Source organism: Parascardovia denticolens DSM 10105 = JCM 12538, from assembly GCF_001042675.1.
Classification (GTDB): domain Bacteria; phylum Actinomycetota; class Actinomycetes; order Actinomycetales; family Bifidobacteriaceae; genus Scardovia; species Scardovia denticolens.
Window position 1 is genome coordinate 1654334 of record NZ_AP012333.1, and the last position, 12678, is coordinate 1667011.

At 59.6% G+C, this 12678-nt stretch carries 11 protein-coding genes; all 11 read right to left on the reverse strand.

Annotated elements, in window-relative coordinates; translation table 11 throughout:
* Positions 1 to 306 precede the first annotated feature (306 nt).
* Complete coding sequence (nusA, locus tag PSDT_RS06865; protein WP_006288642.1) at positions 307 to 1425, reverse strand: transcription termination factor NusA; 1119 nt, start codon at positions 1423 to 1425, stop codon at positions 307 to 309.
* 358 nt (positions 1426 to 1783) lie between these two features.
* On the reverse strand, positions 1784 to 2983 hold the full coding sequence (tuf, locus tag PSDT_RS06870) for an elongation factor Tu (RefSeq protein ID WP_006288641.1): 1200 nt from the start codon (positions 2981 to 2983) through the stop codon (positions 1784 to 1786).
* Between the two features lie 264 nt (positions 2984 to 3247).
* Positions 3248 to 5380, reverse strand: a complete 2133-nt coding sequence (gene fusA, locus PSDT_RS06875) for an elongation factor G (RefSeq protein ID WP_006288640.1) — start codon at positions 5378 to 5380, stop codon at positions 3248 to 3250.
* A 58-nt stretch (positions 5381 to 5438) separates the two neighbouring features.
* A complete protein-coding gene (gene rpsG, locus PSDT_RS06880) occupies positions 5439 to 5909 on the reverse strand; it encodes a 30S ribosomal protein S7 (RefSeq protein ID WP_006288639.1) in 471 nt (156 codons plus the stop codon).
* Positions 5910 to 5911: 2 nt separating this feature from the next.
* Entirely contained in the window at positions 5912 to 6283 is a 372-nt protein-coding gene (gene rpsL / locus PSDT_RS06885; RefSeq protein ID WP_006288638.1) for a 30S ribosomal protein S12, read from the reverse strand.
* Positions 6284 to 6619: 336 nt separating this feature from the next.
* On the reverse strand, positions 6620 to 7396 hold the full coding sequence (locus tag PSDT_RS06890) for a hypothetical protein (RefSeq protein WP_006290103.1): 777 nt from the start codon (positions 7394 to 7396) through the stop codon (positions 6620 to 6622).
* Positions 7396 to 8169 (reverse strand): hypothetical protein, encoded by a 774-nt coding sequence (locus PSDT_RS06895; RefSeq protein ID WP_006288636.1) that lies wholly within the window; start codon positions 8167 to 8169, stop codon positions 7396 to 7398. Before PSDT_RS06895 ends, PSDT_RS06890 begins: the two co-directional genes overlap by 1 nt.
* Entirely contained in the window at positions 8166 to 9179 is a 1014-nt protein-coding gene (locus PSDT_RS06900; protein WP_006290102.1) for an ABC transporter ATP-binding protein, read from the reverse strand. The genes PSDT_RS06895 and PSDT_RS06900 overlap by 4 nt, the downstream gene beginning before the upstream one ends.
* 667 nt (positions 9180 to 9846) lie before the next feature.
* Complete coding sequence (locus tag PSDT_RS06905; RefSeq protein WP_006288634.1) at positions 9847 to 10170, reverse strand: F0F1 ATP synthase subunit epsilon; 324 nt, start codon at positions 10168 to 10170, stop codon at positions 9847 to 9849.
* A gap of 2 nt (positions 10171 to 10172) precedes the next feature.
* A complete protein-coding gene (gene atpD / locus PSDT_RS06910) occupies positions 10173 to 11666 on the reverse strand; it encodes a F0F1 ATP synthase subunit beta (protein WP_006288633.1) in 1494 nt (497 codons plus the stop codon).
* Positions 11667 to 11682: 16 nt separating this feature from the next.
* Positions 11683 to 12678, reverse strand: a complete 996-nt coding sequence (locus PSDT_RS06915) for a F0F1 ATP synthase subunit gamma (protein ID WP_006288631.1) — start codon at positions 12676 to 12678, stop codon at positions 11683 to 11685.

Genomic DNA, 12678 nt, shown 5'->3' on the forward strand with positions numbered 1-12678 from the left:
CGGAAGGCGGATGGAAAGCCGGACTGCTGCCTTGCATCAACCCGGCTCCCCTCTCCTGATCGTTTCAGGCTCATTTCAAGTTCATTTCAGACTCAATCCAAACTCATTCCAGCCCGCCTTCAGGAAGCATGAAGCCGGTCTCCACCAAGCCCGAAATCCGCGTGGGGATCATGCTAGGCCATCGAGTCGAGCCCCGGCGTCTCAGACCCGCCTTCTCCCTCCCCCCCCCCCGGCTCTGTCCTAGGCGTAAAAAATGGGGAGTCACGAGACTCCCCATGCCCGATTTCGAGCGGTCAGCGTCCGATCTCAGTCGGCCTGTCCAGCAGGACCTTCCCCTTTGCCGGAGGCGGAAGAGGCCTGTCCATCCGAAGCGGCAAGACCGTTATTCCCGGCTTCTTCCTGGGCTTTCTTGGCCTGTTCCGCCTTGGACTTCTCGTAAGAGTCGATGGCGATCTTCCACCCGGTCAACTTGGCGGCCAGGCGGGCGTTCTGCCCTTCTTTGCCGATGGCCAAAGACATCTGGTCATCATGGATGAGTGCCAGGGTGGTTTTGTTCTTTTCGCTCACCACGGTCACTTTGACGGCGTGGGCCGGGGAGAGGGCGGCTCCGACGAACTTGGCCGGATCCTCCGACCAATCGACGATGTCGATTTTTTCATCGCCCAGGTTCTCCATGACGGCCCGGACCCGCTGCCCGGCCGGTCCGATGAGGGCCCCCTTGGGGTTGACCCCTTGGGCGTTGGCCCGCACGGCGATCTTGGTGCGCTCCCCCGCTTCACGGGCGATGGACATGATCTGCACCGCGCCGGAAGCCAGCTCCGGCACTTCGCGTTCGAACAGGCGACGGATGAGCTCGGGGTGGGAGCGGGAGACGATGATCTCCGGCCCTTTCAACCCCCGGTTGACGGAGACCACATAGACCCGGATGCGCTGTCCATGGCGGAAACGCTCGCCTGGCACCTGCTCTCGCCGCGGAAGGATGGCTTCCACGTCGCCCACGGCGATATGGAGGTTGCCCCGGTCCCCGCTGTCCTGCTGGACGACGCCGGTGATGAGCTTGCCCTTCTGCCCGGCGAAAGCACCAAAAATCTTGTCATCGGCGGCTTTGCGGAAGAGGGCGGTGATCACTTGACGGGCGATGTAGGCCGCCTGACGACCGAAGTCTTCAGGGGTGTCATCGTATTCCTCGCCCAAGGCAGGCCGGGGATGGGGGTCCTCGGCGGTCGGCTCCTGAGGAATCTCGTCCTGGGCCCACACGGTGAAGGACCCGGCCCGCTCATCCAACTCCACCCGGGCGTGCTTGGCGGCGTGAGGGTTCTTCAGGTAGGCCAATCGCAAGGCTTCAGAGAGGGCTGCATCCAAACGTTCCGCATCGATCCCCTGTTCTGCGGCCAGCTTATGCATTGCCGCGATATCAAGCTTCATTTCGACCCCTCTTTCACTGTCATCATTTTCACTTTGCATGCATTCACTTATATCAACTTACCTATGAAAATCATGGGCTCAGGGCGTTCGACGCCCATTAACGGCAAAAGTCTAACAATCGAGTCTGACAGTCTGCTGATAACCGTTTGGGTCCTTCTTCTCGTTGTTTCCCAAGGGTTTTCGCCCTTGCCTGACCGGGCATGGACCGGTTCGGGCGAGGAGGAAAACAGAAAGGAACCCACGCCTAGGGTGTGGGTTCCTGAAGGCTTCATCCCACCATCTCAACCGATTCCCGGGCCCTCTCCTTGAAAGGGGAAGGCTGGAATCCGTTTCGACGGTTGATAAGAGCGGACGTATCCTATTCGAGGATCTTGGTCACACGACCAGAACCAACGGTGCGACCGCCTTCGCGCACGGCGAAGGTGAGGCCCTCTTCCATGGCGATAGGCTGGAGGAGCTGCACGGTGAAGGTGGCGTGATCGCCAGGCTGAACCATCTCGACGCCTTCAGGCAGGGAGATGATACCGGTCACGTCAGTGGTACGGAAGTAGAACTGAGGACGGTAGTTGGAGAAGAACGGGGTGTGACGACCGCCTTCGTCCTTGGTCAGAACGTAGACTTCGCCCTCGAACTTGGTGTGAGGAGTCACGGAACCAGGCTTTGCGACGACCTGGCCACGCTCGACGTCTTCACGACCAAGACCGCGCAGGAGCAGACCGGTGTTGTCGCCGGCTTCGGCTTCGTCCATCTGCTTGTGGAAGGTCTCGATGGAGGTGACGGTGGTGGACTGGGTGTCGCGCAGACCAACGATCTCCACAGGAGTGTTGACCTGGAGACGACCACGCTCCACACGACCGGTGACCACGGTGCCGCGGCCGGAGATGGTGAACACATCTTCGATAGGCATCAGGAAGGGCTTGTCCAGGTCGTGAACGGGGGTGGGGATGTACTCATCCACGGTGTCCATGAGCTGCTTGACGGTCTCGACCCACTTCTCGTGGTCAGGAGCGTCATCGTGCAGGGCGCCGTAAGCGGAAGTGCGGATGACAGGGGCGTCGCGGTCGAAACCGTTCTCCTCAAGCAAGTCGCGGACTTCCTCTTCGACCAGCTCGAGCATTTCTTCATCGTCGACCATGTCGCACTTGTTCAGGGCGACCAGGATCTTCGGGACGCCGACCTGCTTGGCCAGCAGGACGTGCTCGCGGGTCTGGGCCATAGGACCATCAGTGGCGGCGACCACGAGGATGGCGCCATCCATCTGAGCGGCGCCGGTGATCATGTTCTTCACATAATCAGCGTGGCCGGGGGCATCCACGTGAGCATAGTGACGCTTGGCGGTCTGATACTCGATGTGGGCGATGTTGATAGTGATGCCGCGTTCCTTCTCTTCAGGAGCGGAATCGATCTGATCGAAATCGTACTCTGGGTTCAAATCAGGGTACTCTTCGTGCAGTACCTTGGAAATAGCAGCGGTCAGAGTGGTCTTGCCGTGATCCACGTGACCAATGGTACCGATGTTAACGTGCGGCTTAGTGCGCTCGTACTTGGCCTTTGCCATATTTTTGTCCTCCTGGACGTCTCGTAGTTTTTCACTTGCCGGACTTGTTCAAAGAGACGAATCCCCTTGACGGCCATCCGAAAGCCTATTGCTACATATTACTTGTTTTTGGGTTAGTAGTCACTTCGTGTCCCTGACCCCAGCAAACACCATCATTTTAATGTTTGCGTAAGACCAGGGACGGAGGAGGTGTCTTTCGTTTTCCTTGAATCAGGCGACCGCGCGATTCAGGCGACCGCAAGGTCTCCAAGGAACGGTGCGGGACTACTCGCCTCGCTGCGCCTTGATGATCTCATCGGACACGTTCTTGGGGACCTCCGCGTAGGAGTCCATCTGCATGCTGTAGACGGCGCGGCCCTGAGTGCGGGAACGCAGGTCGCCGATGTAGCCGAACATCTCGGACAGGGGCACCTTGGCGTCGATGACTTTGACGCCAGTGGCGTCGGTCATGGACTGGATGGTGCCACGACGGGAGTTCAGGTCGCCGATGACGTCGCCCATGTACTCTTCAGGGGTGCGGACTTCCACGGCCATGATGGGTTCGAGGATGACGGGGCCCGCCTTGGGGGCGCCCTCCTTGAAGGCCATGGAGCCGGCGATCTTGAAGGCCATTTCAGACGAATCGACTTCGTGCATCTGACCATCGGTCAGCTCGATCTTCACGCCTACGACCGGGTATCCGGCCAGAATACCGGATTCCATGGCTTCCTGTACGCCGGCATCCACGGAAGGAATGAATTCCTTGGAGATGTGGCCGCCGGTGACCAGGTTGTCGAACTCGTAGGTCTTGCCTTCGGAGGTGTCCAAAGGCAGGATGTTCATGAGGACCTTCGCGAACTGGCCGGAACCACCGGTCTGCTTCTTGTGGGTGTATTCCACATTCATGACAGGCTTGCGGATGGTCTCGCGGTAGGAAACCTGAGGGTTGCCCACGTTGCATTCCACATGGAATTCGCGACGCATGCGATCGATCAGGATGTCGAGCTGGAGCTCGCCCATGCCGGCGATCAGAGTCTGGCCGGATTCCTCGTCGGTGGTGACCTGGAAGGTGGGATCTTCGTCGGACAGGCGGGCAAGAGCGATGCCCATCTTCTCCTGATCGGCCTTGGTCTTGGGCTCCACGGCCACCTGGATCACGGGATCGGGGAAGGTCATGGATTCCAGGACGATGGGGTTCTTCTCATCGCAGAGGGTATCACCGGTGGTGATGTTCTTCAGGCCGATGAAGGCGTAGATGTTGCCAGCGGTCGCCACATCCACCGGCTCTTCCTTGTTGGAGTGCATCTGGAAGAGCTTGCCCACGCGTTCGCGCTTGTCCTTGGTGGCGTTGAGGATACTGTCTCCAGGGTGCACGGTACCGGAGTAGACGCGCACATAGACCAGCTTGCCGTAGAAGGGGTGGGCGGCGATCTTGAAGGCCAAGGCGGAGAAGGGCTCGTCAGCCGAAGGCTTGCGATCAATCTCGATGGCCGGATCATGGATGTCGTACCCCTTGATGGCGGGAACGTCTTCGGGGCTGGGCAGATAATCCACCACGCCGTCGAGCATGGGCTGCACGCCCTTGTCCTTGAAGGCGGAACCGCAGAAGACGGGGTAGGCTTCGGAACGGATGGTCAGCTCGCGGATGCCCGCGCGCATTTCCTCTTCGGTCAGCTCGCCGGCTTCCAGATACTTCTCCATGAGGGTATCGTTGGCCTCGGCGGCGTTCTCCATCAGTTCGGTGCGGTACTCCTCCGCGCGGTCGCGCAGGTCGGCGGGGATGTCGACGGTATCGTAGTGGGCACCCAGGTCGGACGTGTCCTTCCAGACGTAAGCGACCATGCGGACCAGGTCGACGACGCCGGTGAAGGTGCTTTCAGCGCCGATGGGGAGCTGCATGACCAAAGGCTTGGCCTGGAGCTTCTCCTTGATGGTATCCACGGAATAGTAGAAGTCAGCGCCCAGCTTATCCATCTTGTTGATGAAGCAGATACGGGGGACGTTGTACTTATCAGCCTGGCGCCAGACGGTCTCGGACTGGGGCTCCACGCCTTCCTTGCCATCGAAGACGGCGACGGCACCATCGAGGACGCGCAGGGAGCGCTCCACCTCGGCGGTGAAGTCTACGTGGCCGGGGGTGTCGATGATGTTGACCTGGTAACGGTCCTTGGTGTCATGGGACTGACGGTTCCAGAAGCAGGTGATGGCGGCGGAAGTGATGGTGATGCCACGTTCCTTCTCCTGATCCATCCAGTCCATGGTGGAAGCGCCATCATGGGTTTCGCCGATCTTGTAGTTCACGCCGGTGTAGTAGAGAATACGCTCAGTGGTCGTGGTCTTACCGGCATCGATGTGAGCCATGATGCCGATATTACGGACATGAGTGAGGTCCTTAAGCACTTCTTGTGCTTCAGCCATTTTTACCTAACTTTCGTAAATAGTAGATAGTAGATACTCGAAAAATACTTAAGGAAAATTACCAACGATAATGGGCGAAGGCCTTGTTGGCCTCTGCCATCTTGTGGGTATCTTCGCGACGCTTGACGGAGGCGCCGAGACCGTTGGAAGCATCCATGATCTCGTTCGCCAGGCGCTCGGCCATGGTCTTCTCGCGACGGGCGCGGGAGAAGTCGGTCAACCAGCGAAGGGCCAGGGTGTTGGCGCGGGCGGGCTTGACCTCGACAGGCACCTGATAGGTGGCGCCGCCGACGCGACGGGAACGAACCTCAAGGCTGGGACGGATGTTGTCGAGAGCACGCTTAAGAACGGCCACGGGCTCCTGGTCGGTCTTGGCCTTCACCTGCTCAAGGGCGGTGTAGACGATGTTCTCGGCGATGGACTTCTTACCATCGAGAAGAATCTTGTTGATGAGCTGAGCTACGACTGTCGAACCGTAAATGGGATCGGGCAGGAGCTGACGCTTTTTTGCGGGTCCTTTACGTGACATGATTACTTAGCCTTCTTTGCTCCGTAGAGGGAACGACCCTGCTTACGGTCCTTAACACCCTGGGTATCGAGAGCGCCACGCACGATGTGGTAACGGACGCCAGGAAGATCCTTCACACGACCACCGCGCACGAGCACGATGGAGTGCTCCTGCAGGTTGTGGCCTTCACCTGGGATGTAGGCGGTGACTTCCACGCCAGAGCTCAAGCGAACACGAGCGACCTTACGCAAAGCCGAGTTCGGCTTCTTCGGGGTCGTCGTGTAAACACGGGTGCACACACCGCGGCGCAGTGGGCTGCCCTTCAGTGCCAAAACCTTGGATTTCTTTGGCTTCGGCTTGCGTCCTTTACGGACCAGCTGTTCAATAGTAGGCAACTGTTTCTCCGATTCTTATATCAGATTGTCATCAGTTCTTTTCGCGTGGCCGCCACACTGCGCCACACCCCAAAAAAGAAACCGCAGATCCTCGCTTTACGCGGGACTCATGCGGCTTGCCATAAAATGAGTTAAGCCACAGTCCACCGGCCCGATGGCCCCTCTCCTGACTCCTCCATCGCTGAAGGAACGTCATAGGATTCAGGGATGTCCCGCTGCCGTACACCTTCACATAGGCATACCAGCGGCACACACAAGAAGCGATTGTAATCGGCTCCCCCGACAAGGCGAAAGGCCTCGGACGCATCAAGGGAGCCGACGGTTTCAAAGGGAGTCTCAGAGGATCTGCTTCATCTCCCCCGACCGCAGCCGGCTGACGGCCACCCGCATCCCCAGGAAGCCGAAGCTGGTCCAAACGATGGCCTGGACCAGCTCGATCAGCAAGGCCTGCCCCAGAGGGGTCCGCCCAGTCAAAGCCTGGACCAGGGAAGACAAGGGGAGAAAGCGCAAAACCGAGCCCAGATGCCAGGGGTAATATCCCAGCGGGACCACGGTTCCTGCGGTGATGGGCAGCAGGAAGCCGCAAGCGTTCGACAAGGCGTAAGGGTCGCTCATGAGCAAACCGAAAGCCGAAGTGAAAGCGCCCAGGGCGATGCCGACTAACAAGGCCAAAGGCACGGCGGCCAGGGCGGTCAGGAGCAGAGAACCGCTATGCGAGGCATCAAAGGCGAAAGTCCCCAGGAAAGGAACCAGCCCCATCCCCAGGGCGGCCGCAGCGGCCCAGAAGGAGATCCCCAGCCAATACACGGGGTACGGACCCCGCCGCTGGATGACATCCTGGATGATCCCCACCCAGCGGGCGTAGACCACGCTCTGGTTGATGAAAGACATGGCGGTAATCCCTATCCCCACCAAGGTGCTGGCGTAACCGATCCGAACCAGACTGTCGGCCTGAAGGCTGGCCCCCATGAGCAAGGAGAAGAAGAGGTCGAAAAGAGGAATGAGGACAATGGAGACCAGGGCGGTCATCCGCGTGGCCATGGCCTGAGAGGCGTGGCGGCTGACTTTGATCGCCGTTCCCAAACGGGCGAAGAAGGCGGTGAAAGAGTTCATCAGATCACCTCCACGGTGCCGAAGGTGCGCATGGCCCGGAAAGCCCGCCCGGCGGATAGTCGGGAGCCGACCATCCATAAGGCGGTCACTGGCAGGCAAAGCGAAGCCGATAAGACCATGGCTCGAGGATTCCGATAGGAATAAAGGAAAGTCGTGGCCGAGGTCGTGGGCAGGAGGAAGGAGAAAACGGTCTCGAAGCCCCGGTAGACCGGCGAAGCGATGGGGAAGATCCCGGAGAAGAAAAGGGCCGGAGTGAGGATGAGCCCTTCATAAGCCAAGGCCCGCGGGGTGATGACCGAGATGAGGGCCATGACGAAGGTGATGGACAGGGTGGCCAACCAGAAAAGGAGCATCCCGACGATCAGAAGCGGGAGATGCACCCCCAGGAAGGCCGGACTGACCGCTCCCCTGCCCGGTATCAGCCAGAAGAGGCAGGCCAGGGGGAAAGAGTTGAGGCTGAAAGTGGCTACGGAGGACACCAAGGCGACCAAGGTCATGACGATATTGGTTCGGCCGGAAACCAAGTAGACCAAAGTTCCCTTGGAGCGCTCGAAGCCGATGATCCCCGTCGCGCTGATGGCCGAGGTCCACATACCGATGGCCGCGGACCGCAGGAAGCACAGGTAGGGGTCGCTATGCCAGGCCAGGACGCCCAGGCGCTGGACTATGCAGGCGGAGAGGGTGGCGAAAATGACGGTTTGAACGAAGTAGCCCACGCTGGCGAACTGACCGAGCTCGAAGCGGGCTATGCGAAGAAAGCGGGACGGGGTCATGCCTGGCCCTCCTCATCATCCGACATCTGGGCGATGGCCAGGAAGGCGTCTTCCAAGTTGGCCGTCCGGGTGAAGACGGATTCGGTCCGGAATTTTTCTTCCAAACCGGAAACCAACCGCCTGATCCGGTCCTCGGTCATGCCGGCCGAATCCTTCCACATGACCGTCACCCTCCACAGTCCGCCGAAGGCCCGGGACATGACCCTGCCGAAATCCCCTACATAAGACTCAACGGCGGGCAGGTCATACGAATCGGTCGGGCTGAAATCAAAGGTGGTCGTCCAGGACAGATGGGCGTAAGCCGCCACATCAGCCAACTGACCAGCCACTTTCATCCGTCCGTGGTTGATGACGATGAAAGAGTCGGCCAGTTCCTCCACTTCCTCCATGGAGTGGGAGGTCAACAGGACGGCCGTCCCTTTGAGGGCGATGGACCGGATGAGGCTGCGGATGCGCAAGGCCACGTCCGGGTCCAGGCCGGAAGTCGGCTCATCCAGGAGAAGAATGTCGGGCGACCCCAGCAGACTGCGGGCGATGTGAAGACGCTGATACTGCCCCCGGGAAAGCTCATAGGCCTTCTTGCCGGCCAAGTCGGTCAGCTCCACCTCGGCCAGGACCCGGTCCACCTCGCTTTTGCGCTCTCGAGCCGGGACATTGGCTATGTCCGCAAAGAAAAGCAGATTGTCCCTTACCGACGTGCGCGGATAGAAGCCGGAACTTCCTCCGAGCATGAGGCCGATGCATTCGCGGGCGGCCGCCGGATTAGTCACGGTGTCAACTCCGTGGACTAAGACCTGTCCCGAGCTGGGGTTGAGCAGGGTCGCGCACATTTTGATCGTCGTCGTTTTTCCTGCCCCGTTGACGCCGATCAGGCCTGTAATATGGCCTTTTCGAAGGCGAAAAGACAGATCGCTGACAGCGGTGAACCGTCCCTTCTCGAAAGTCCTGGTGACATGCCGCGCCTCCAGAACCACTTCCTTATTTTTATTCCGATTTTGTTGATTCATCATCGATTTTCCTGAAATCGTCTTTATGCGGCGGCGATTCCCAGTGATTCGGTTCATCGCCCGAGCCGCGTATCATCATCTTTTTTTCATCGGCTGCGCCGATGGTCTATCCACTCGACGGAGGCCCTGGCTCTTCTGCCTGTCAAAGTCAACAAGTCCTTGGAAAGAAAACCACGGGGCCCCTGAAAAAGTTCCAATGGTCCCTAAAGGCCACAAGAAAGTCTGCAAGAAGCGTCGACTTGTCCGGTGACAAGCCCTGATCGCCGAGGGGAGCCGTCTTCGAGTTCGTCTACCCGGCGATCGCCTCTAGAAAAGCGTCAGCGAAGTCGTCAATTCACCGCGCACAGCCGTTGGAGGCGAATCGCGAGGCGGACCCTTCCGCCTTCATCATTCCCATGCTCATATTTCATTCCTCCGTACGCTGCCTTGACGGTTTCCCGCGGGATATCCACTATTTCATCCCATGCGGTTGTTTCCATACTATCCCCACCCCCCTGATTTCATCCCGCTGACCGTATACCCCAGTCACAGGTCCTTCCTGACTTCGTCCCCATCGTGGCCAAAAGATAAAAATAGGGGGCGGACCGCAACCCGCTTTCACCAAGCGAATCGCGGTCCACCCCCATAGGGGAAACATCACACGTCCAGCGCCACTGCCGGACGGAAACGCTTAAGCCTTCCCCTTCGGGGAGCCATCCGCCTCCTCTGGGAAGCCATACTCCTCTTGGGAACTGTGCTCCACGGCCACCGTCACCGTATTGGAGTCGAAGGAGACGAAACCATCGCGCACCAGGAAACTGTGCTTGTTTCCAGACGGCTCGGTCACCACCAGCTTGCCTTCGGTCAAGAGGGAGAGAATGGGCTCGTGGTCGGGCAGGATGCCCATGGCGCCGTTCGTCGCCGGGACGACCACGTAGGTGGCCTCCCCCGACCAGATGGGCCGGTCGGAAGCGGCGATGTCCACTTTCATGACGGACTTATCGGAGTCAGCCATCGCTACTCACCCAGTTCCTTCTGCAGGTCATGCCACTTGCGTTCCAGGTCCTCGATGCCGCCGATTCCGGAGAAGGCCTGCTCGGGAACGTTGTCGTAAACGCCGTCGCAAATGCGGGTGAAGGCCTCGATGGTCTCGTCAGCGGGCACGTAAGAACCAGGACGGCCGGTGAACTTTTCAGCCACGTAGAAGTTCTGGCCCAGGAACTGCTCGATGCGACGGGCGCGGGCGACGGTGGTCTTATCCTCTTCGCCCAGCTCATCGATGCCGATCAGGGCGATGATGTCCTGGAGCTCCTTGTTACGCTGCAGGATGGCCTTGACGCGGTTGGCGCAATCGTAATGGGCCTGGCCCACGTAGCGGGGGTCCAGAATCCGGGAAGTAGAAGACAGGGGGTCCACAGCGGGGTAGATACCCTTGGAGGCGATGTCACGGGACAACTCGGTGGTTGCGTCCAAATGGGCGAAGGTGGTGGCGGGGGCCGGGTCGGTGTAATCATCGGCCGGCACGTAAATGGCCTGCAGGGAAGTGATGGAGTGACCGCGGGTGGAAGTGATGCGTTCCTGGAGGGAGCCCATCTCATCGGCCAGGTTCGGCTGATAACCCACGGCGGACGGCATACGGCCCAGCAGGGTGGACACCTCGGAACCGGCCTGGGTGAAGCGGAAGATGTTGTCGATGAAGAGCAGCACATCCTGGTTCTGCACGTCGCGGAAGTACTCGGCCATGGTCAGGGCGGTCAGAGGGACGCGAAGACGGGTCCCCGGAGGCTCATCCATCTGTCCGAAGACAAGCGCGGTCTTGTTGAGAACGCCTGCCTCTTCCATTTCGCCGATCAAATCGTTGCCTTCACGGGTACGCTCGCCCACGCCGGCGAAGACGGACACGCCGCCATGGTTCTGGGCAACGCGCTGGATCATCTCCTGAATCAGCACGGTCTTGCCCACGCCTGCGCCTCCGAAGAGGCCGATCTTACCGCCTTGCACGTAGGGGGTCAGAAGGTCGATCACCTTGATGCCGGTCTCGAACATCTCGGTCTTGGATTCGAGCTGGTCGAAACGAGGAGCGGCGCGGTGAATGGGCCACTTCTCCTTGACTTCGATTTGCTCGTCATCCTGCTTGTTGAGGATGTGGCCGGAGACGTCGAAAACGTGCCCCAAGGTCACATTGCCCACCGGCACTTCGATGGGGCCGCCGGTATCGGTGACCACGGCCCCGCGGACTAGGCCGTCGGTCGGCTTCAGGGCCACAGCGCGGACGATGGAGTCGCCCAGATGCTGTTCGACTTCCAGGGTGATAGTCGCACTGCTTTCCCCCTCGACAGACCCCACGGCGGGGATATCCACCGTCAAGGCATTGTAAATATCAGGCATGTGTCCGATAGGGAACTCGATGTCGATCACCGAGCCCTGCACGCGTGTTACACGGCCCTTGACCGCCTCAGCTTCATCCAGCTGTTCGGCCTGAAGGGACGTAGAAGCATATTCCTGTGCCATTGTGCTCCTATCTTTCCTATTCGATTTCCGTCTTCAACGCGTCCGCGCTGCCGACGATTTCAGTAAGTTCCTGCGTAATCGACGCCTGACGGGAAGCGTTCAGCTTGCGGGTCAGCTCATCGACCAATTTGCGGGCGTTATCCGTTGCCGTATGCATGGCGTTCTGCCGGGAGGCCGTCTCCGAAGCGGCGGCGGTCAGCAGGCATTCATGCACGCGAGACTGCACATACTTAGGCAAGATGTTGTCCAAGACCTCCGAAGCGCTGGGCTCGAAGGAATAAAGCGGAGAGGCTTTCACCTGCTTCTGGTCCGACTTGGACGACTGGCTCACGGCCTGCGCATCCTGGCTGGGCTGGTTGATTTCCTGGGGCTCGGCCGCATCCAAGCCGGCGAGGGCGTCATCCTCCCCGCTCAGGATCTTCACCTCGACGGGCAGCATCCTGAGGATACGGACCTTCTGCACCACCATGTTGACGAATTCGGTGAAAACGATGTAGAACTCGCTCACCCCGCCTTTGGAGGCGGGAGCCATGTAGGTGTCGAAGAGGGTCTGGGAGATCCTGGCGGCCATCTCTACCGAGGGGGCCTCGGATTCTCCTTCCCAAGTGCCGGCCACCTCACGGTTGCGGTACTTGTAATAGGAGACCCCACGACGGCCGTAGACGAAAAGCTCGGGCTTCTTACCTTCGGCCTCCAAACGGTTGAGAAGGGTTTCGGTCTCGCGGATGATGGAGGAGGTATAGGCTCCGGCCATACCCCGGTCAGCCGTCAGGGCGAGAACCGCGACCCGCGGGTTCTTCTCGCTCTTGCCCAAGATGGGATGGTTGATGTGGGTGTGGGCGGCCAAAGCCCGAACCGCGTCGAAGATGGCATCGGAAAACGGCTTGGCAGCAAGAGCGACACCACGAGCCTTCGCGATGCGCGATGACGCGATCATCTCCTGAGCGTTGAAGATCTTCCTCAAGGACTCGGTGGAGGCGATGCGCGATTTAAATGCCAGCTGTGATGCCAT

Coding starts and splice junctions, on each gene's coding strand:
- tuf (WP_006288641.1), bottom strand. CDS start 2,983: ATGGCAAAGGCCAAGTACGAGCGCACTAAGCCGCACGTTAACATCGGT.
- atpD (WP_006288633.1), bottom strand. CDS start 11,666: ATGGCACAGGAATATGCTTCTACGTCCCTTCAGGCCGAACAGCTGGAT.
- PSDT_RS06915 (WP_006288631.1), bottom strand. CDS start 12,678: ATGGCATCACAGCTGGCATTTAAATCGCGCATCGCCTCCACCGAGTCC.
- PSDT_RS06895 (WP_006288636.1), bottom strand. CDS start 8,169: ATGACCCCGTCCCGCTTTCTTCGCATAGCCCGCTTCGAGCTCGGTCAG.
- PSDT_RS06905 (WP_006288634.1), bottom strand. CDS start 10,170: ATGGCTGACTCCGATAAGTCCGTCATGAAAGTGGACATCGCCGCTTCC.
- fusA (WP_006288640.1), bottom strand. CDS start 5,380: ATGGCTGAAGCACAAGAAGTGCTTAAGGACCTCACTCATGTCCGTAAT.
- rpsG (WP_006288639.1), bottom strand. CDS start 5,909: ATGTCACGTAAAGGACCCGCAAAAAAGCGTCAGCTCCTGCCCGATCCC.
- PSDT_RS06890 (WP_006290103.1), bottom strand. CDS start 7,396: ATGAACTCTTTCACCGCCTTCTTCGCCCGTTTGGGAACGGCGATCAAA.
- PSDT_RS06900 (WP_006290102.1), bottom strand. CDS start 9,179: ATGATGAATCAACAAAATCGGAATAAAAATAAGGAAGTGGTTCTGGAG.
- nusA (WP_006288642.1), bottom strand. CDS start 1,425: ATGAAGCTTGATATCGCGGCAATGCATAAGCTGGCCGCAGAACAGGGG.